This window comes from Acinetobacter sp. 797_lipA, from assembly GCF_058243025.1.
Genome location: NZ_JBZAYQ010000001.1, coordinates 879071 through 898585 on the forward strand (window position 1 = coordinate 879071; position 19515 = coordinate 898585).

18 protein-coding genes, 2 tRNA genes and 1 other RNA gene are annotated in these 19515 nt (G+C 41.5%); 16 read left to right on the forward strand and 5 right to left on the reverse strand.

The features are described 5' to 3' along the window. Positions 1-148: 148 nt before the first annotated feature. Positions 149-1132 carry an outer membrane protein assembly factor BamD gene (locus tag AC4CU2_RS04245; protein WP_490768327.1) on the reverse strand — a complete coding sequence of 328 codons (984 nt, stop codon included), beginning with the start codon at positions 1130-1132 and terminating at the stop codon, positions 149-151. A gap of 71 nt (positions 1133-1203) precedes the next feature. Here AC4CU2_RS04245 and rluD point away from each other — a divergent pair, with 71 nt between their 5' ends. From rluD to AC4CU2_RS04260, 3 genes are all read left to right on the forward strand, one after another. Next, positions 1204-2256: a 23S rRNA pseudouridine(1911/1915/1917) synthase RluD gene (rluD, locus tag AC4CU2_RS04250; RefSeq protein WP_490768328.1), complete on the forward strand. Its 1053-nt coding sequence runs from the start codon at positions 1204-1206 to the stop codon at positions 2254-2256. A gap of 30 nt (positions 2257-2286) precedes the next feature. After that, positions 2287-3027 (forward strand): peptidoglycan editing factor PgeF, encoded by a 741-nt coding sequence (gene pgeF / locus AC4CU2_RS04255; protein ID WP_490768329.1) that lies wholly within the window; start codon positions 2287-2289, stop codon positions 3025-3027. 107 nt (positions 3028-3134) lie between these two features. Then, positions 3135-3701, forward strand: a complete 567-nt coding sequence (locus tag AC4CU2_RS04260; protein ID WP_005400401.1) for a flavodoxin family protein — start codon at positions 3135-3137, stop codon at positions 3699-3701. Positions 3702-3729: 28 nt separating this feature from the next. Here AC4CU2_RS04260 and smpB read toward each other — a convergent pair whose 3' ends face one another. Then, entirely contained in the window at positions 3730-4206 is a 477-nt protein-coding gene (smpB, locus tag AC4CU2_RS04265; RefSeq protein WP_004695532.1) for an SsrA-binding protein SmpB, read from the reverse strand. Between the two features lie 141 nt (positions 4207-4347). Here smpB and coaD point away from each other — a divergent pair, with 141 nt between their 5' ends. The 4 genes from coaD (at position 4348) to AC4CU2_RS04285 (ending at position 5658) form a co-directional block, all read left to right on the forward strand. Further along, positions 4348-4839, forward strand: a complete 492-nt coding sequence (gene coaD / locus AC4CU2_RS04270; protein WP_004695534.1) for a pantetheine-phosphate adenylyltransferase — start codon at positions 4348-4350, stop codon at positions 4837-4839. Position 4840: 1 nt separating this feature from the next. Continuing rightward, positions 4841-5104 (forward strand): YfhL family 4Fe-4S dicluster ferredoxin, encoded by a 264-nt coding sequence (locus AC4CU2_RS04275; protein ID WP_004695536.1) that lies wholly within the window; start codon positions 4841-4843, stop codon positions 5102-5104. Positions 5105-5130: 26 nt separating this feature from the next. Continuing rightward, positions 5131-5508: RNase P RNA component class A (gene rnpB, locus AC4CU2_RS04280), an RNA gene on the forward strand. A 73-nt stretch (positions 5509-5581) separates the two neighbouring features. Then, a tRNA-Met gene (locus tag AC4CU2_RS04285) sits at positions 5582-5658 on the forward strand. Between the two features lie 52 nt (positions 5659-5710). Here AC4CU2_RS04285 and AC4CU2_RS04290 read toward each other — a convergent pair. Continuing rightward, on the reverse strand, positions 5711-6703 hold the full coding sequence (locus AC4CU2_RS04290; protein WP_490753234.1) for an RDD family protein: 993 nt from the start codon (positions 6701-6703) through the stop codon (positions 5711-5713). A gap of 691 nt (positions 6704-7394) precedes the next feature. Here AC4CU2_RS04290 and AC4CU2_RS04295 point away from each other — a divergent pair. Further along, positions 7395-7471 (forward strand) — tRNA-Met (locus tag AC4CU2_RS04295). Positions 7472-7588: 117 nt separating this feature from the next. Here AC4CU2_RS04295 and AC4CU2_RS04300 read toward each other — a convergent pair. Next, positions 7589-9214 (reverse strand): NAD+ synthase, encoded by a 1626-nt coding sequence (locus tag AC4CU2_RS04300; protein WP_078389148.1) that lies wholly within the window; start codon positions 9212-9214, stop codon positions 7589-7591. Positions 9215-9417: 203 nt separating this feature from the next. Between AC4CU2_RS04300 and AC4CU2_RS04305 the strand changes: the two genes are divergently transcribed. The 4 genes from AC4CU2_RS04305 (at position 9418) to AC4CU2_RS04320 (ending at position 13536) form a co-directional block, all read left to right on the forward strand. Further along, positions 9418-9924 (forward strand): type IV secretion protein Rhs, encoded by a 507-nt coding sequence (locus tag AC4CU2_RS04305; RefSeq protein ID WP_490768330.1) that lies wholly within the window; start codon positions 9418-9420, stop codon positions 9922-9924. A gap of 183 nt (positions 9925-10107) precedes the next feature. Then, positions 10108-11064 carry a metal-dependent hydrolase gene (locus AC4CU2_RS04310; protein ID WP_490768331.1) on the forward strand — a complete coding sequence of 319 codons (957 nt, stop codon included), beginning with the start codon at positions 10108-10110 and terminating at the stop codon, positions 11062-11064. Between the two features lie 15 nt (positions 11065-11079). Continuing rightward, complete coding sequence (locus AC4CU2_RS04315; protein ID WP_490768332.1) at positions 11080-11925, forward strand: SDR family NAD(P)-dependent oxidoreductase; 846 nt, start codon at positions 11080-11082, stop codon at positions 11923-11925. 18 nt (positions 11926-11943) lie between these two features. Continuing rightward, complete coding sequence (locus AC4CU2_RS04320; RefSeq protein WP_490768333.1) at positions 11944-13536, forward strand: flavin-containing monooxygenase; 1593 nt, start codon at positions 11944-11946, stop codon at positions 13534-13536. 148 nt (positions 13537-13684) lie between these two features. Here AC4CU2_RS04320 and gltA read toward each other — a convergent pair whose 3' ends face one another. Continuing rightward, a complete protein-coding gene (gene gltA, locus AC4CU2_RS04325) occupies positions 13685-14959 on the reverse strand; it encodes a citrate synthase (RefSeq protein WP_004695551.1) in 1275 nt (424 codons plus the stop codon). A 1026-nt stretch (positions 14960-15985) separates the two neighbouring features. Between gltA and sdhC the strand changes: the two genes are divergently transcribed. Genes sdhC through AC4CU2_RS04345 form a run of 4 tightly spaced genes read left to right on the forward strand, consistent with a single transcriptional unit; the run spans position 15986 to position 19385 of the window. Beyond that, positions 15986-16384 (forward strand): succinate dehydrogenase, cytochrome b556 subunit, encoded by a 399-nt coding sequence (sdhC, locus tag AC4CU2_RS04330; RefSeq protein WP_005400408.1) that lies wholly within the window; start codon positions 15986-15988, stop codon positions 16382-16384. Then, the gene (sdhD, locus tag AC4CU2_RS04335) at positions 16384-16749 is read left to right on the forward strand and encodes a succinate dehydrogenase, hydrophobic membrane anchor protein (RefSeq protein ID WP_004695554.1); all 366 of its coding nucleotides are present in this window, start codon (positions 16384-16386) and stop codon (positions 16747-16749) included. Before sdhC ends, sdhD begins: the two co-directional genes overlap by 1 nt. Before the next feature lie 12 nt (positions 16750-16761). Then, on the forward strand, positions 16762-18660 hold the full coding sequence (locus tag AC4CU2_RS04340; protein WP_490768334.1) for an FAD-binding protein: 1899 nt from the start codon (positions 16762-16764) through the stop codon (positions 18658-18660). Positions 18661-18674: 14 nt separating this feature from the next. Then, the gene (locus tag AC4CU2_RS04345) at positions 18675-19385 is read left to right on the forward strand and encodes a succinate dehydrogenase iron-sulfur subunit (protein ID WP_005400410.1); all 711 of its coding nucleotides are present in this window, start codon (positions 18675-18677) and stop codon (positions 19383-19385) included. Positions 19386-19515 lie beyond the last annotated feature (130 nt).

A 19515-nucleotide genomic window follows, 5' to 3' on the forward strand; every position in this document is an offset into this window, starting at 1 on the left:
AGAGATGGAGGTTTTAAAATGCAAAAAACCATCGAATCTAGATTGTTTTGTATACCTTTTAAGCGTTTTGATCAAGCGGAAATCGCACAAAACAAAAGGGCAAGTATGATAACTTGCCCTTTCTAAAATAGCGAATATTTCAGAGGAATTATTCGGTTTCAGTATTGATGTTTTGATTTGTTTCAGGGCGATCGAGTAAACCGAAGCTGACACGATTGGTAAAGCTGCGTTCTGCTGTTTGTTTGGGTTGTTCGATTTTTTCTTCAGAACTGTTTTGTTCTTCACGACCAAACACACCTAAAGTCGCACGGTTGACCCAACTTGCTTCTTTACGTGCAGCGCGTAAGTTCACTTCACCATTCGATTTCACTAAATTTGGATAATTTAGTTTCAAGACATCGGTATATTGTTGCGCAGTTTGCTTGTCGCCCAATTGGTCATACGAATAAGCAACAGTTGCTAAAGCCTCAGGCACTTGAGGGCTTTGTGGATAATGTTCAATCACCCATTGAGCACGCTCTAGTGCTGCGACCCATGCTTTACGTTTGATATTAAAGCGTGCTGCATTCATTTCGCTTTCAGCCAACTCATTACTGATAAACTTCATGCGTTGTGCAGCATCTACAGCATAAGTGCTTGAAGGGTAACGACGAATAAAGTCTACGAAGTTTTGATACGCCACTTTAAGATAGCTCACATCGCGATGTGCTTGCTTTAAAGATGTATAGCGAATCAAACCATCATAGTTTTGTTCCATGTTGGCTACACCACGGACATAGTAGGCATAGTCCACGTTTGGATGCTGAGGGTTCAAACGAATGAAACGATCAGCCAGTGCAATCGCACCTTCATAATCTTTCTGCTGAAACTTCACATAGAGCAGCTCTAGTTGAGCTTGTTGCGCATATTTACCTGTAGGGTAATAGGTATCTAATGCTTCTAAGTGTTTTGCAGCGTCGGTATATTGACCACTTTGCAGTGCTTTTTCTGCTTTTTGAATATAAACCTGTTCACTCGATTGTGGACCGGTATCTACCACTTCTTTCTTGGGATTGCTGCTACAGCCTACCATTGCAGATGCAATGCCAATCGTTAGAGCAAGCATTGTCATTTTATAATGTGGTAGCGACATAAAAATTCCTCTGTTAATACGGGCAATGAGCTACAATTGCGCTATTAAATCACTTTTATTTGAATGATCAAATGGCTCAAGCACAATCTTCCGATCCAAATTTCCCTGAAACCGATTTCAATTTACTTGAAGATTCTGAGGATGCAGATAACCATACTTCAAGCTCTACTGCAACACGTTTATCGTTGCAATTTCAATTGGATGAAACTTATCTCGGACAGCGTATAGACCAAGTCGCAGCAACGATTTGGAGCGACTTTTCGCGTGAAAAACTCAAACAGTGGCTAAAAGAAGGCCATTTGTTGGTAAATGGTAACAGTGTCAAACCGAAATATAAATGTGAAGGATTTGAACTGTTAACCATTGAAGTTGAGTTAGAAGCCCAAACTCGTAGTCTGCCTGAAGATATTCCGCTGGATATCGTCTATGAAGATGATGACATTATTGTCGTTAATAAACCTGTTGGGATGGTAGTTCACCCAGGTGCAGGCAATTCATCGGGTACGTTGGTCAATGCATTATTGCATCACTATCCAAAATCGGCAGAACTGACTCGTGCGGGTTTGGTACATCGTATTGATAAAGATACTTCTGGCTTATTGGTCGTTGCGAAAAATTTAGAAGCACAATTTTCACTCAGCAAGCAATTGGCGAAAAAAACGGTTTACCGTGTTTATGACCTGATTGTGTATGGCAATGTGATTGCTGGTGGCACGGTGGATGAACCGATTAAACGTCACCCTGTCGATCGTGTCAAAATGGCGGTATTACCAGGCGGTAAAGACGCTGTAACACACTACAACGTGAAAGAACGCTTCCAACATTTCACCCGCATCCAAGCTCGTCTTGAAACTGGACGTACGCATCAGATTCGTGTGCATTTTAGTTATATTGGTTTTGGTTTAGTTGGCGATCCTGTGTATATGCCACGTGTACGCGTGCCCGCAGGTGCAACAGAACTTTTAGATGAGACTTTACGTGGTTTCAGACGCCAAGCCTTGCATGCAGCAGAGCTAGGTTTGAAACACCCTCGTACAGGTGAAGAAATGTTGTTTAAAGCGCCGTGGCCAGCAGACTTGGCGACCTTGGTCGATGTACTACGCACGGAAAACAAAGCCTACTAAGTTATAGTTGAATCATCATAAGGACAGTATATGCAATTTGTTCAAGGACTTCCGGCAGGTGTTTTTGTAGGGCAAACCCGTGTACATCATGATCGTGCTTTAGAAACTACTCAATTTGAACTACAAGGCTTTAATTTGGCTTTGCATGTACAGGATGATGCTGCACGTGTGCAACAGCATCGCATGATCTTGCTCGAAGAGTTTGCAGGCTATGGGGTCGATAAAATCACATGGATGACGCAAACTCACAGCACTATATGCCGTGTAGTGAATGAGCAAATTGACTTTGATGCTCAAGAAGGGGATGGTTTGATAACGCAGCGTACAAACCATGCCCTGATGATGATGACAGCCGATTGTTTGCCAGTGGTTTTAGGCAATGCGGATGGAACTGAAGTGGCCAATTTGCATGCAGGTTGGCGCGGGCTGGCGCATGGCATTATTGAAAATACTATTGCCCGCATGAACACTCAGCCGACATGGGCTTGGTTGGGCGCGGCTATTAGCCAACGTTGTTTTGAAATTGGGGCGGAAGTAAAAGAAGCTTTTTGTTCAAAGTATGCTGAGCTTGAGTCTGCATTTCAAACAGGTGCGCAAGCTGGAAAATATTATGCTAACTTATATGCGATCGCAAAATTCATTCTAAAACAGCATGGTGTTGAAGTGGTTTCTGGTGGTGATCAGTGTTCATTTAGCCAGTCTGATGAATATTTTTCGTATCGCCGTCATGCCAAAACTGGGCGTATGGCGACCTTTGTGTTTATGCAATAGTTTTGGCTTTTGATGAAGTGCTTGGCTGTTTTAATCCTTGCACTTACTCCCCACTCAGCGAGTGGAAGTGTTAAACTTAACTCAATTCTTTGGTCTTAAAAGTTTCCATGTCTGTACCTGATCTTGTTTCTGCTGCACCTGTTCATGTGTGTGTGGTTTATCATAGCGCTTATGGTCATACGGCGAAAGTCGCTCAGTATATTGCACAAGGTGCAGAGCAGGCGGGTGCTGATGTGCATTTAATTTCTGTTGCTGCTGTGCAGTGGGATTTGTTAGATCAGGCCGATATTATTGTGATGGGTTGTCCAACCTATATGGGCAGTCTCACAGCAGCACTTAAACAGTTTATGGAAGACTCCTCTAAGCGTTGGTTAGCACGGGCTTGGCAAGGGAAACTGGCTGCAGGTTTCACCAATGGCGGTGGCTTAAGTGGCGATAAACTGGCGGTATTACAACAGATTAATTTATTTGCTATGCAGCATGGTATGTTGTGGGCGGGTTTACCGTTTATGCCGACAGGACGTAGCCAACACGATATTAATCGGATGTCGAGCTTTTTAGGTTTGATGACTCAGTCAGACAACGCCAGTATTGAAATAACCCCACCCGAAGGTGACTTGGAAACTGCTCGAAAGTTCGGAAAATATTTGGTCGAGCTAAAAGCTGATTATTAATAAAAAACCTCCACATGGGAGGTTTTTTTTATTTATGCATAATACGGGCTTTATCACGTTGCCAGTCACGGTCTTTTTCCGTGGCACGTTTGTCATGTAGCTGTTTGCCTTTCACTAAAGCGATTTCTAATTTCGCACGTGGCCCTTTCCAATAAGCCACAAGTGGAACGCACGAATAACCTTTCTGATTCACTGCGCCGAGTAACTTATCGAGTTCACGGCGATTCAACAGTAACTTACGGGTACGGGTCGCTTCAGGAACAATGTGCGTAGATGCACTGAGTAAAGGCTGAATCTGAGCACCGAACAGGAAAGCTTCGCCATTTTTAAAGGTGATATAACTCTCAGACAGCGTCATACGACCTGCACGTAATGATTTCACTTCCCAGCCTTGCAGTGACAGGCCAGCTTCAAATTTTTCTTCAATAAAATAGTCGTGACGTGCACGTTTATTCTGTGCAATCGTCCCGCTGGTATTTTTTTTAACTACAGTTGCTTTCGCCATAATCAATTACTTCCAACAATGTACCTATTGTGCCTTAAAGCAGGGTTAAGGTGAAGTTTTTTCAAATTTATGGAGTTTCTTCACCTATAAAACAAGTTTTTGCTAAAATATGGCTCTACAAAATCAACAGAGTAAAAATGGATGTCTAAAACTCGCGTCATTTACCCGGGGACTTTTGATCCAATTACCAATGGTCATATTGATTTGGTTACACGTGCATCACGTATGTTTGATGAAGTGGTGGTAGCCATTGCCATTGGTCATCATAAAAACCCTCTCTTTAGTTTAGAAGAGCGTGTGAGCTTGGCCAAAGCATCATTAAGCCATCTTGATAATGTTGAGTTTGTAGGTTTTGATGGTTTGTTGGTGAACTTCTTCCGTGAACAAAAGGCAACGGCTGTACTGCGAGGATTGCGTGCAGTGTCTGACTTTGAATACGAGTTCCAGTTAGCCAATATGAACCGTCAACTTGATTCACACTTTGAGGCGGTATTTTTAACGCCGTCAGAGCAGTATTCATTTATTTCATCGACGTTGATTCGTGAAATAGCACGTTTAAAAGGTGATGTGACCAAGTTTGTACCGCAAGCTGTAGTCGCTGCTTTTGAACGTAAACATCAACAAGGTTGGTAATGTGTCTTTATATATAACCGATGAATGCATCAATTGTGATGTTTGTGAACCTGTGTGCCCCAATGAAGCCATTTTCATGGGGGAATTGATTTATGAAATCAATCCAGACTTATGCACAGAGTGTATCGGACATTATGATAAACCCCAGTGTCAATTATTCTGTCCAGTGGATTGTATTCCGCTGGATCCTAATCATGCGGAAACTGAGGATGAGCTCATGGATAAATATAAAAAGCTGATTGCTCAAAAAAGCGCAAGCAATTAAGTCTAAGATTTGATACTATGCGCCTCGAAGTGAGCCAGACGATCGCTGCTGTGGAGATCTCCGTGATTGAAGCAGGGGAGGAAAGTCCGGGCTTCATAGGGCAAGGTGCCAGGTAACGCCTGGGCGGCGTGAGCCGACGGAAAGTGCAGCAGAGAGTAGACCGCCTTCATTATGGTTTCGAGCAATCGAAATCGGAGGTAAGGGTGAAAGGGTGCGGTAAGAGCGCACCGCATGGCTGGTAACAGTTCATGGCATGGTAAACCCCACCGGAAGCAAGACCAAATAGGGATCCTTTAGGCATGGCCCATGCTGGATCCGGGTAGGTCGCTTGAGCGTATGAGTGATTGTACGCCTAGAGGAATGATCGTTCTCGACAGAACCCGGCTTATCGGCTCACTTCAACAAATTTTGATCAATTAAGCGCGCAAGGTACTTGACGTACTGGTGAGAAAACCACATAATGCGCGCACAGTTTACGGCTATGTAGCTCAGTTGGTTAGAGCACCGCACTCATAATGCGGGGGTCACAAGTTCAAGTCTCGTCATAGCCACCATTTTTATAGACCACGTTCCAAAACGTGGTCTTTTTTTGTCCTTATTTTGGGCTTAATACCCACCTCCAATTTGCGTTTGTTGTTGTGAAGAAACTTCCTGAGCAGTAATTTTCTGCTGATCATCTGTTTCAATTAAATAGGTGGAAGAACGTTTTTTTGAAATTAACCCAAATTGATAGCGAGCGGTGAGTTGAACATAATTTTCTAGATATTTTGCACGGTGACGTGGTTCTAATTTGAAAATATATTGTGCAAATTCTTCAGCATAACTTGGATTATTGAGTAAATTAGGATCGGTAATCGTGGCTAAATAATAATGTTGAGTTGGATTTATACCTTCCTCATTTTTAGGAAGGATGAGATAACCATAATCAAATTGGCTTAATTCCTTAAATTTTAGATTTTGTAAAGAAATAGGAATATAGTCTTGGTCATTTGTAATACTGTTCCAAACTTGTAACCCTGAAAAAATGAAAACTAAAATAGTCGCGATGTAAAAATGTACATTCCATGTTGTAGAAATAGTCTTAGGTTCAACCCCATTTTTTATGACAATTGTGTGTGCTAGATAGTCGTGAATAGAGCGGCGATTTTTTCGGTTAAAAATATATAAATAAAGTATAGAAATCAGTAAGCTACCTAAGAGTATCGTAAAGATGCTATTCAATACTGGGTGAAAAAGTAGCGTAAAAGACATTAAGCAGAAAGGGGCATATAAAATTGCCGATCGTAGAAATGAGGCGGATAGGCTGAGATACTGCTGATCTAGTTTGACGACTTTAATGGATTGAAGAATTTTGCCAATTGTTTGTCCATTATTGTTAACGCTATTGCAATAAGTAAAATATAGAACAACGAAAAGATAACCAATTAATGTTATGAGTATAGGGTATTCATAAGGAAATTTACCTAATAGGCTAGAGATAATGTTACAGAAAGCACCGATGAGCAAAGCATCAATGATAAATGCGAAGCTTCTACGCCAAAAGCCTGCAATATAAGGTTGTGTATCAGGTGATACATCATTTTCAATTGTATTATCCAAAATAATGACTCATGCTGTTATAAAATTATTGGTTTTAATGTTAAAAGTAATCAGTGATTAAAAAGTTTTAATCACTTTATTAAATAGTGAGCTGTTTTACAGAATTGTAGAGATGAAATCAATAATTCGAAGAGATTCTTTTTATTTATATTGAGTTGATACTTCTGTGATTTTAATCCATGGAAGCTATTTTGGATCTGCATATAGGCAGTACATTATTCTGCAAAAGTTTATTTTTTTAGCCTGTAATTTTATTCTTTGTTCAGTTTAGTTGCGCATAGCATTTAGCATTGCAATTTCAAGGTGTTCAGATGGTGATCTTTTTGAACATGATATAAGCGTTGTTGGGCTTTGCTGAGCTATGCCATGCATCGTTTTTTGTTACATGTTCTATATAAGTGTTGAATGATGATTCATTTGGCAACATCCATGTAAGCGTGATTATAATTGACCAAGGCTGGACTCACGAGCTGGCATGCACTTAGTGCTGTTAAGAGAGTAGTAATAAGCAAGGATTTGATCTGCTTAAGGATAGTTTCCTTTATATATTTAACTATTGTGCCCGATGTTTTTTTACTAAATATGTATTAATTTTAAACATTTAATTATCAATTGTTTAAATGCTGATCATTGGGATAGGGTGGGGCTTGACGGGTGTTTAATATGTATAGATAATGCCCCCACAGTTTACGGCTATGTAGCTCAGTTGGTTAGAGCACCGCACTCATAATGCGGGGGTCACAAGTTCAAGTCTCGTCATAGCCACCATTTTTAAAGACCAAGCTCTCAGCTTGGTCTCTTTTTTTGTGCGTAAAAAATAGATTTGAATATGTCGATATAAAAAAGCCCAAACACATGTTTGGGCTTTTTTATTGGAGAAAGTGCTTATACGCCAGCTTTCCAGCCATTTATGATTGGGTAGCGACGTTCACGGCTAAATGCACGTGAGCTGATACGCGGACCAATTGCACCTTGGCGACGTTTGTATTCATTGAAATCGACCAAACGAATCACTTTTGCAACTACTTCAGCATCAAAGCCTTTGGCAATGATGTCATCTTGGCTCATATCTTCTTCGATATAGGCATACAAAATGGCATCCAGTACATCATATGGCGGTAAAGAGTCTTGGTCTTTTTGATCTGGACGTAACTCTGCTGAAGGTGGGCGAGTAATCACACGCTCAGGAATCACAGGCTTGTCTGAAATGCTATTTCGGTATTTCGCAAGTTCAAACACAATGGTTTTATACACATCTTTCAGTATTGCAAAACCACCCACCATGTCACCATAGAGCGTGCAGTAGCCCACCGCCAACTCTGATTTGTTGCCTGTAGACAGGACTAAATTACCAAATTTGTTGGATAAACCCATCAGCAGTGTACCGCGGGCACGTGCTTGTAAGTTTTCTTCAGTTGCATCCGCAGGGCTGTTGCCAAAAAACGGATAAAGCGTTTGCATAAAGCTGTTCACAATCGGGTTGATTTCAGCAATCCCAAAAGTCACCCCCATACTCTTCGCTTGTTCAGCTGCATCTTCTACACTGATTTGAGCGGTATAGGTATATGGCATCATTACGGCTTGGACTTTATCGGCGCCAATCGCATCGGCCGCAATTGCAAGGGTTAGAGCTGAGTCGATCCCGCCTGATAAACCCAAAATTACTCCGGGGAAACCTGAGCGCTGTACATAGTCACGAGTCGCCATCACTAAGCTTTGATAAATCTCTGCCATAGTGTCTAAAGCAGGCGGCAGCGCATTGGCCTTAAAAGCTTGTTGTTCTGCTTCGTATTCCGCGAAATACAGAGACTCTTTAAAGCTTTCTGCTTGAAGTACAACTGAACCATTTTTCGCAATCACGAAGCTTGTACCATCAAAGATCAGGTCGTCTTGACCGCCAACTTGGTTGGCATAAACCAAGTTGAGGTTCATTTGTTTCGCCAGTGCAGACATGGTTTCAACACGGTGCTGCGGCTTACCGACTTCATATGGTGAAGCATTTAAGACCAAAGCCGTTTCTACATTGAGCTGTGCCAGTTGTTGTACTGTTGAAAGTGACCAAACATCTTCACAAATCAACACACCAAACTTATGACCCAGATATTCAAAAACAAGGTGCTGATGCCCTTCGGTGAAGTAACGCTTTTCATCAAACACGCTATAGTTTGGCAAGTTTTGTTTGTTATACACACCCAAAACCTGTCCATCTTTCATGACCGCAGCGGCGTTGTAGCGTTGACCGTCTTCAGTTTGATTGACAAAACCAAAGACCATCACAATGTCTTTTACTGTTTTAAGTTGTTCAAAAACTTGTTGCGTGCGTTTGGTTAGGCTTGGACGTAGAAGTAAATCTTCTGCTGGGTAACCAATGCTCGAAAGTTCTGGAAAAATAATTAAATCAGCATTTTGTTTTTTTGCTTCATTGGCCTGCTCCAACATTTTTTGGGCATTTGCTTCAAGGTTGCCAATGTGCGGAGAGAACTGTGCAAGTGCAATTTTAAAACTTTTCATTTCCAACTAAATCCTATACCTATAGGGATATACACGACGATTGAGTTTGTTATAGCTATAAGTTCTACGTGGTGTAAGTGACGATAAACAAATAGAAGTATTAATCAATAATAAGTGCGAATACTATATACGAAATGCGATTTTTTTTAAGGGATATTCTAAAAAAAATCCGTAAATGTCCTTAAAAAGAACAAATTATTCTAATGTCTTTATGGAGTGTGATTGTGTGGTTTCAACCGCTTTTACAAAAAATACAGCAAAAGTTTGAACTTAAAAATCGGCCCTTGACTGAAGCGGAGAAAAAGCTCGCCAGCAGTATTTTTGGGAACAGTCTGAACATGGATTCGGTTCGAATTATCGCGCATCGGGCAGTGCTGCCTCATTATGCGATTAGCCCGAATGGACATGTCTATTTTAATATCAAAGACTGGTGCGAAAACTTTGCCGACCAACCGATTCATCAACAAGCTTGGTTGATTCATGAGCTAACGCATGTTTGGCAAATTCAGCAGGGACTCGCTGTAGTCCGTAAGGCGCTTTTTAACCGTCAATATCGTTATGCATTAAAACAAGGAAAGCATTTTTTAAGCTATGGCATCGAACAGCAGGCGCAAATGGTGCAAGACTATTTTCTCAAAAAACACTATGGCGAAGAATGCTCAGCCTATGAGCAGTGTATTCCCTTTGTGGCACACAAAGCCTCGTTCTGACCCCGATAGATAAATCTGTGGAGTGATTGTTAGACAACAGATTTTAAAGTCATAAATTGCAAATCATTTGAAGAAAAATGCCAGTGGCATAGGGGAAGCGGACTCTTATTTTGAATGCAAAGCACAGGTAAAAATCGTGAGATTGAGCCTAAAAAATGAGCTAAAAATAAGAAGGAATGTCCTATGCGTATCGCTCTTCCATTGAAAGGCAAAGCCAGCCAAATTTTTGCAGGACCCGTATTCGATGCTGAAAAACAGTCTGCGATTATTCCAATTCGGCATAGGAAATTTGACTTTGAAGCTGAGAAAATTGATCTCAAATTTTACTTAAATGCGGAGCTAGCCAGTGCTTACTTTGCATCACTCTCGATCTTTCTGACCTATGGTGAAGACTTGGTGATTGATACCGCCCGTTATCACCGTGATTTCCTCACAGACCCTGTATTAAAACAACGTGTGACTTCTTTAATTGGACAGGAGGCATTGCATTCAAAGCTACATGAAGAATTGAACGATACCTTTAAACAGATTGATTTACCCGTTGGCATTTTTCGCTATTTAGCTGAAATCGTTTTTGATTACGGTTTTAACCGCTTACCGCAGCCGATGAAATTGTCTTTAATGGCAGGCATTGAACATTTTACTGCAGTGCTGTCTGAATACATGATGAACCATGAAGAGATTTTCTTTGATTCTCAAGATGAAAAGCAACGGGCGATTTGGATGTGGCACATGCTAGAGGAATCTGAGCACAAAGACATTGCATATGATGTGTTTCAATCACTTTCCAATAACTATGCCTTACGTATTGCGGGCTTTTTTCCAGCCCTTATCACTATTTTACTGCTGATCTCTGTGGCGTCAGTTTTTGTTCCGTTTTATCGCAAACCGTCTAATTTGGTGAGTCTTAGTTATTGGAAGGATGTGCCGCGGAGTTTCAGCCTCTTGTTTGGGCTGAAACGTGGTGTCTATGGCAGTAGTTGGATGCATATTTTTGACTATTTACGTCCGAGCTTTCATCCGAATGATTATGACACTTCTGCATTTTTAGATTATTACAAAGAGCGTTTACTACATCCTGAAACAGGAGTATTAACCCCCTATTTCACCAAAGAATTTACTCCAGTACTTAAATCATAAAAAGGAGGTTATGACATGGGACTGTTGAGTAAAAAAAATAAACCAAGTCAAAAGGCTTACGCAGTTGTAACGGGTGCAGGCAGTGGAATTGGTCGTAGCTTTGCACTGGAACTGGCAAAGCGTGGTGGTGATGTCATCTGTGCAGATATTGATTTAAGCTCGGCACAGGAGACGGTAGATTTGATTCAGTCGATGACATCTTCGTCAGCCTATGCGGTGCATTGTGATGTTGGATTAAAAGAATCTGTACACGCTTTGGCGGAGCAAGCGGAACAGCTTTTGGGACATCCTGTCACCTTGGTCATCAATAATGCCGGAGTTGGGCTAGGTGGTAAGTTTGATGAGGTGTCTCTGGAGGATTGGCAATGGTGTATGCATGTCAACCTGTGGGGGGTAATTCATGGTTGCCACTACTTTGTACCCAAATTTAAACAGCAAGGTTTTGGTGCCATTATCAATGTGGCATCGGCAGCGGGCTATACCGTAGCCCCTGAGATGACAGCGTATAACGTGACCAAGTCTAGTGTTTTGGCACTATCAGAAACCCTAGCTTCAGAACTTTATGCTTATAACATTGCAGTCAATGTGCTGTGCCCGACCTTGGTGCCGACCAATATTATGAAGAATGGGCGTTTGCCAAGTCGCTATTCTGGACTGGCTGACAAACTGATGATGAACCATGCGTTTACCACCAGTGATGCTGTAGTCAAAAAAACATTAAATCGCTTAGATGCAGGCAAGCTTTATACTATTCCACAACCCGATGCCAAATTGTTTTGGTGGATGAAACGCGCATCGCCAAGCTTATACGTCAAGCTTTTAGGTTTGGGTTATCCACTGTTTAATCAAATCACAAAATAAGAATAGAGAAAAATGAATATGGAAACGCAATTAGAGATCGAGCAAGTAGATGTGCAAGCGCCGTCTGATCAAATGCGAGATCAAACTACCACGTCAAAAAGTACGGAAGCTCAACCTAAGCAGACCCGTAAAAAGGCTGTGCTTCGTCCTAAAGCTGTACAAACTTACGATACCATTGTTGTAGGGGCTGGGATTTCTGGCATTGCTGCGGCTTATAAAATGAAACAAGTCGGCTATCAGGACTATCTGGTTTTAGAAAAAGCGGATAGGGTCGGTGGTACGTGGCGTGATAATAATTACCCCGGCTGTGGCTGTGATGTACCTTCGGCATTGTATTCATTTTCCTTTGCACCTAGTCATCAATGGAGTCATTTATTTGCGAAACAACCTGAAATTTTAAGTTACTTGGAACAGGTGGTTGAGCAGTTTGAATTGCAAGACAAAATCCGATTTCAGCATGAGTTGCTCAGTGCAAAGTGGAATGAAGAGGCGAGTATTTGGCAACTCGAAACTTCTCAGGGGGCATATCAAGCACGAACCGTGATCTTTAGCACAGGGCCGATTACAGAACCGTCCTTACCTAAAATTAAAGGGATAGAGGGGTTTAAAGGAGAAATGTTCCATTCAGCCCGTTGGAAACATGATTATGACTTAACGGGGAGGCGGGTTGCAGTGATTGGAACAGGTGCATCTGCCATTCAGTTTATTCCACAAATTCAGCCGTTGGTGAAAGAGTTGATCGTATTTCAGCGTACTGCACCGTGGGTTTTGCCCAAAGCGGATATGCAGCTGAATGCTAGTGTGAAGTCGCTGGTGGCCAAATTCCCGATGATTCAGCAAGGCTGGAGGAAAAGTGTTTCCAGTATTTTAAATGCGATCAACTTTGGGCTGCGTCATCCGTCACTACTTGAGCCAGTCAATGTTTTAAGCCGTCAATTATTAAAATTGCAAATACAGGATGACACCCTACGTAAAGCCGTAACGCCTAACTTTTCGATCGGCTGTAAGCGACTTTTATTTGCCAACAATTATTATCCAGCACTGCAACAAGACAATGTCACGTTGTTGCCACAAGGTTTGGTCGAGATTGATGGACAGGGTGTCATTGTGGCAAATGGGGAGCGATTTGAGGTCGATGTCATTATCTGGGGGACCGGTTTTGAAGTGGCACATCTTCCAATTGGCCAGCGTGTATGGAATGCTCAAGGTGAGCGATTGGCTGACCTTTGGAAGGAAAGTTCTCCAGAAGCGTACTTGGGTACAAGTTTGGAAAATGTGCCGAATGCCTTTTTGGTATTGGGCCCAAATATCTTGGTTTATGACTCTTTTATTGGCATTGCTGAAGCTCAGATTCAGTACATTGTAGATGGTCTACTAAAAATGAAGCAGCAAGGCTTTAAACGTATGATGGTAAAACGAGATGTTCTACGTTATCACAATGCCAAGGTGCAAACCCATTTGAAAACCACCGTATTTAACCGAGGTGGTTGCTCAAGCTATTATTTAGATCAAAATGGGCGTAACTTCGCGGCTTGGCCGTGGTCCTTGGCCGAGTTAAAGCAACGTTTATCTGTGCTTGAGCTAAAACACTACGATGTTGTTGAAGCTTAAAGTAGCTACATTAAATATTAAAAACAGCCTGAGTCTGTTCAGGTCTTTTAATACTTAAACTGTGTCACTTGTGAATTGTTGATTTAAAATTCAACATATAAAAAAACCACCCATGCGGGTGGTTTTTTGTCTATCAACGCAGACCGAATTAACGGTTGATGTCGCGTTGAACTTCGCCAGTGTAAAGCTGACGAGGGCGACCGATCTTGTACGGACCGCTGTGCATTTCTAACCAGTGGCTGATCCAACCAACAGTACGTGCAAGCGCGAAGATCACTGTAAACATTTCCGTCGGGATACCAATCGCTTTAAGGATGATACCTGAGTAGAAGTCTACGTTCGGGTATAAGTTACGTTTGATGAAGTATTCATCAGAAAGCGCGATACGTTCAAGTTCCATAGCAAGAGCAAGCTGTGGATCGTTGATGCCAAGCGCACCAAGAACTTCATCGCAAGTTTCTTTCATTACTTTCGCACGTGGATCGAAGTTTTTGTACACACGGTGACCGAAGCCCATGAGTTTAACTTCTTTAGTTTTCACTTTTTCCATGAAGTCAGCAACGTTCTCTACAGTGCCGATTTCATCAAGCATCTTAAGAACAGCTTCGTTCGCGCCGCCGTGAGCAGGGCCCCAAAGTGCAGAGATACCTGCAGCGATACATGCATATGGGTTCGCACCAGTAGAACCAGCTAAACGTACTGTAGACGTAGAAGCATTTTGTTCATGGTCAGCGTGGAGCGTGAAGATACGGTCCATTGCTTTAGCAAGGATAGGATCTACTTTGTAATCACGGTCTGCTGGAGTAGCAAACATCATGTATAAGAAGTTTTCAGCGTAGCTTAAGTCATTACGTGGGTAAACGAATGGTTGACCTACAGTGTACTTGTAGCTCCACGCAGCCAAAGTAGGTACTTTAGCAATTAAGCGGATCGCTGTAATTTCACGGTGATCAACATTTTCGATGTCTAAGTTGTTGTGATAGAACGCAGAAAGCGCACCAACTACACCAACCATGATCGCCATAGGGTGAGCATCGCGACGGAAACCATTGAAGAAGCGGCTAACTTGATCGTGAACCATAGTGTGGTTACGAACTTTAGCATCAAATACTTCTTTTTGTTCAGCTGTTGGAAGCTCGCCATTGAGAAGTAAGTAGCAAGTTTCTAAGTAGTCAGCTTTAGTTGCTAACTGGTCGATTGGGTAGCCACGGTGTAAAAGCACACCTTTGTTACCGTCGATGAAAGTGATTTTAGACTCGCATGCAGCAGTAGCCATAAAACCAGGATCAAAAGTGAAGTGACCTGCGGCCAATACATCTTTAACGTCGATTACATCTGGGCCCAATGTGCCGCTGTAAATTGGTAATTCAATTTCTTTGCCATCAAGCTGTAAAACGGCTTTTTTGCCAGTTGCTTCAGACATTCAATAGATCTCCTGTCCTGGTGAATGATTTATCTGACTCGAAATACTCATCTTTTAATGCACGAATCAGACGGATTAAAAATTTGCTCTAAGAGTAGAGAGTGCTGAAATTTTGTCAATTATACTTATGGATAAAATGATGACTTCCGAAGTTATAGTTAAGATTTAATCCATTAAAATTTGCATAAAATCACAGCACCGACACACTATAATAAGTTAATTCAACGAGCAAGTGCATAAATAAAAAATGTTGCTGGCGCAATTGTAAGCAGTTTTATATTGAAAAAAGCGCTTGAAAAGAAACAGAATTCAAGTCGTCATATATTTACATTTATTATGATTCTCGTAACTTACGCATCATTTTAAAAAGAAAATGCTGCTTTCGTAGTCATTGTTAAAAACAATAAGTGACTCAAAAAAAATGATTTAATTGTATAAAAAATAGCTTATTTGGTATTTCGAAAACGATATATAAGTCACTTTTTTATTTATACGGATGTGAAAAAATTGTTTTAATTAAAATTTATTACGAGATATTTCAATCTTGTAGGGGATTAATCTGTTGCACCAACATCATGCATATTTATGCCACTATATTAAAATAAAATAATGAACATTTTATATATAAATAAAAAATGCTTAAAATAAAGCAGTGAAATTAGCCAGTTTTAAATACAAGACTTTTTTGTGCATCTTTAGTCTAAAGTCGAATTTTACCGTTTTTGTATAAATTTTAGCGCTTGAATTTGGTGTTTATTTTATAAAAACCAACCATATAGCTGAGATTTGAAGCTAAAGTATTGTAGCGCAAGGTATTTATCTATGTGTTAATGATTCTTATTTAAAGAATTTTTATGCAAAAAGGCCAAGGGCATTGTTTGTATTTTGATAGTTCACGTCTTATAATTCAGTGTCGTTTTAAGTTCAAACGCTATTTAATTTAGAGTTTTAAAGTAGCTGCTGAACAATGCCAGCTTTCCTTCGAATTAATTCCAACAAACTCCGGATGGAGTTTTTACTTACAGGATGCCCGCTGTGAAAAGCAACAGACCTGTCAATTTGTCCATGGGTCAAGTTTTAGAAGTAAACTTAAAATCCCCTGTGGCTATTGCATCAATCTTACACCGTCTATCAGGTGTCATCGTATTTTTACTCGTACCGGTACTTCTATGGATCTTAGACAAGTCATTGTCTTCGCCTGAAGGATTTGCTCAAGTTCAGGCTATTTTTAATAGCTTCATTGTGCGTTTTGTCGTATGGGTATTTGTAGCCGGCTTAATTTTCCACTTTATTGCGGGCGTTAAGCACTTACTTGCAGATATCGGTATTGCTGAAGAACTGCAAAGTGGTCGTATCGCAGCTACTATTTCATTGATCTTGTCTGCAATCGGTATCGTTGCGGCATTTGTATGGATTGTTATCTAATGAAAAGTGCTACTGGTTTAACGGGTTCAGGTTCTCGCGATTGGTTTATCCAACGTGTAAGTGCTGTCGTATTAGCGGTTTATACAGTTGTTGTTTTAGGTTGGATCCTATGCAATGGCGGTTTTAGCTATGAACAGTGGTACGGCTTTATGATGACAGCTCCAATGAAGATTTTATCTTTATTGGCCGTCTTATCTCTTGTTGCACATGCTTGGATTGGTATGTGGCAGGTATTCACTGACTATGTGACTACTCGCCAAATGGGTCCTTCAGCTTCAGGTTTACGCCTTGTACTGACTTCAGCAGTAATTATTGCTGTATTTGCATATGCGATCTGGGCAATCCAGATTTTTTGGGCGAATTGATAGGAATAGATCATGGGCGCTATAACCCCTAAAGAAGATTACACAAATATTCCACACGAAACTTTCGATGCTGTCATCGTTGGTGGTGGTGGTTCAGGTATGCGCGCGTCTTACCAACTTGCTCAAGCTGGTTTTAAAGTTGCTGTTTTAACTAAAGTATTCCCAACTCGTTCGCACACAGTTGCAGCGCAGGGTGGTATTGGTGCATCTCTTGGTAACATGCAAGAAGATAATTGGCACTACCACTTCTACGACACTGTTAAAGGTTCTGACTGGTTAGGCGATCAAGACGCGATCGAGTTTATGACGCGTGAAGCGCCACAAGTGGTTTATGAGTTAGAACACTTGGGTATGCCATTTGACCGTAACGCAGACGGTACGATTTACCAACGTCCATTTGGTGGTCACTCTGCAAACTACGGTGAAAAAGCGGTTCCACGTGCATGTGCTGCTGCTGACCGTACAGGTCACGCACTTCTTCACACGCTTTATCAAAGCAACGTGAAAATGGGTACGCAATTCTTTGTTGAATGGATCGCGCTTGACCTGATTCGTAACGAAGCAGGTGATGTTCTTGGTGTAACAGCAATTGACCAAGAAACGGGTAAAATTGCAGTATTCCAAGCCAAAGCGACATTGTTTGCTACAGGCGGTGCGGGTCGTGTTTACCGTGCATCAACCAATGCTTATATCAACACTGGTGACGGCCTTGGTATGGCTGCGCGTGCAGGTATTCCATTGCAAGATATGGAATTCTGGCAGTTCCACCCAACGGGTGTTGCTGGCGCAGGTGTATTGTTAACTGAAGGTTGTCGTGGTGAAGGTGCAATCCTTCGTAACGATGCAGGTGAGCCGTTCATGGAACGCTATGCACCAACTTTAAAAGACTTGGCGCCACGTGACTTCGTATCACGTTCTATGGACCAAGAAATTAAAGAAGGTCGTGGTTGTGGTCCGAAGAAAGACTACATCTTGCTTGATATGACGCACTTAGGTGCTGAAACGATCATGAAGCGTCTTCCATCTGTATTTGAGATTGGTAAGAAATTCGCGAACGTTGACATCACCAAAGAGCCAATTCCAGTTGTACCAACAATTCACTACCAAATGGGTGGTATTCCAACGAATATCCACGGTCAAGTGGTTGTGCCTGAAGGTTCTGAAACTGAAGCATTTGCAGCACATTATGACAAAGATAGCGATATCTATTCGACTAATGCGGGCGATCGTAACTTTACGAAACCTGTTAAAGGCTTCTATGCAATTGGTGAATGTTCTTGCGTGTCTGTACATGGTGCAAACCGTTTAGGTACGAACTCGCTACTAGACTTGGTTGTATTTGGTAAAGCTGCGGGTGAGCACATCATCGACTACGTGACTAAACATCACGGTGATGAATACCAACCACTTCCTACGACTGTACTTGAGCAAACTGTTGCACGTATCCGTAAGTTAGATGACTCATCTACAGGTGAAAATGCGCAAGAAGTTGCAGATGCAATTCGTGACATCGTTCAAGACCATGCTGGTGTATTCCGTACAACTGCACTTCTTGAAGAAGGTGTGAAGCAGATTCTGGCGATTGAACCACGTGTACGCAACATTCACTTGAAAGACAAATCTAAAGTATTTAACACTGCGCGTGTAGAAGCTTTAGAGGTTGAAAACTTGTATGAAGTGGCTAAAGCGACATTGATTTCAGCAGCAGCTCGTAAAGAGTGCCGTGGTGCGCATACGGTTGTAGACTTTGAAGAGTCGCCTGATCACCCAGCTTACCCATATGGTCGTCGTGATGATGAGTGGATGAAGCACACATTATGGTTCTCTAGCGATAACCGTCTTGAGTACAAGCCAGTACGTTACAAGCCATTGTCTGTTGCTGCAATTCCACCTAAACCACGTACATTCTAATTGGGAGAAGTAAGATGAGTAGAGGTACTCGTACATTTAATATCTACCGCTACGATCCTGATAAGGATGCAGCGCCGTACATGCAAACTTTCAAGTTAGAGTTGACTGATAAGCACCGTATGTTGCTTGATGCGCTTCTTGCATTGAAAGTACAGGATGAATCATTAACATTCCGTCGCTCATGCCGTGAAGGTATTTGTGGTTCGGATGGTGTAAACATCAATGGTAAAAATGGTTTAGCGTGTCTTTGGAACCTAAACGACTTACCAGAAGTGATTACAGTTCGTCCTTTACCTGGTTTGCCAGTGGTTAAAGATTTAGTTGTGGATATGAATCAGTTCTACGATCAGTACAACAAAATTCATCCATTCTTGATCAACAACCAACCTGCGCCACCAAAAGAGCGTTTACAGTCTCCTGAAGAGCGTGAGCACTTAGATGGTTTATATGAATGTATTCTTTGTGCATGTTGTTCAACTTCATGCCCATCATTCTGGTGGAACCCAGACAAGTTTTTGGGTCCTTCAGCGTTGTTGAATGCATACCGTTTTATCATCGACTCTCGTGATACAGCAACTCAAGAGCGTTTGGCTCGTCTTGACGACCCGTTCTCGCTATTCCGTTGTAAAGGCATCATGAACTGTGTATCAGTATGTCCTAAAGGTTTGAACCCAACTAAAGCAATCGGTCACATCCGTAATATGCTTTTAGATGTAGCGGGTTAATCTGTAGACTGATTTATCAGTTAGAAAAAGCACACCTTTAGGGTGTGCTTTTTTATTTTATAGCGAGATTTTTGCAATTAAAAATAAGGTTGAATGAAAGTGTGTGGTTGGCACTATTTTTGTTTGTGAT

Coding starts and splice junctions, on each gene's coding strand:
- gltA (WP_004695551.1), bottom strand. CDS start 14,959: ATGTCTGAAGCAACTGGCAAAAAAGCCGTTTTACAGCTTGATGGCAAA.
- AC4CU2_RS04310 (WP_490768331.1), top strand. CDS start 10,108: ATGCGTATCGCTCTTCCATTGAAAGGCAAAGCCAGCCAAATTTTTGCA.
- rluD (WP_490768328.1), top strand. CDS start 1,204: ATGGCTCAAGCACAATCTTCCGATCCAAATTTCCCTGAAACCGATTTC.
- AC4CU2_RS04300 (WP_078389148.1), bottom strand. CDS start 9,214: ATGAAAAGTTTTAAAATTGCACTTGCACAGTTCTCTCCGCACATTGGC.
- sdhD (WP_004695554.1), top strand. CDS start 16,384: ATGAAAAGTGCTACTGGTTTAACGGGTTCAGGTTCTCGCGATTGGTTT.
- sdhC (WP_005400408.1), top strand. CDS start 15,986: ATGCCCGCTGTGAAAAGCAACAGACCTGTCAATTTGTCCATGGGTCAA.
- AC4CU2_RS04260 (WP_005400401.1), top strand. CDS start 3,135: ATGTCTGTACCTGATCTTGTTTCTGCTGCACCTGTTCATGTGTGTGTG.
- smpB (WP_004695532.1), bottom strand. CDS start 4,206: ATGGCGAAAGCAACTGTAGTTAAAAAAAATACCAGCGGGACGATTGCA.
- AC4CU2_RS04245 (WP_490768327.1), bottom strand. CDS start 1,132: ATGTCGCTACCACATTATAAAATGACAATGCTTGCTCTAACGATTGGC.
- AC4CU2_RS04320 (WP_490768333.1), top strand. CDS start 11,944: ATGGAAACGCAATTAGAGATCGAGCAAGTAGATGTGCAAGCGCCGTCT.
- coaD (WP_004695534.1), top strand. CDS start 4,348: ATGTCTAAAACTCGCGTCATTTACCCGGGGACTTTTGATCCAATTACC.
- pgeF (WP_490768329.1), top strand. CDS start 2,287: ATGCAATTTGTTCAAGGACTTCCGGCAGGTGTTTTTGTAGGGCAAACC.
- AC4CU2_RS04345 (WP_005400410.1), top strand. CDS start 18,675: ATGAGTAGAGGTACTCGTACATTTAATATCTACCGCTACGATCCTGAT.
- AC4CU2_RS04305 (WP_490768330.1), top strand. CDS start 9,418: ATGTCTTTATGGAGTGTGATTGTGTGGTTTCAACCGCTTTTACAAAAA.
- AC4CU2_RS04315 (WP_490768332.1), top strand. CDS start 11,080: ATGGGACTGTTGAGTAAAAAAAATAAACCAAGTCAAAAGGCTTACGCA.
- AC4CU2_RS04340 (WP_490768334.1), top strand. CDS start 16,762: ATGGGCGCTATAACCCCTAAAGAAGATTACACAAATATTCCACACGAA.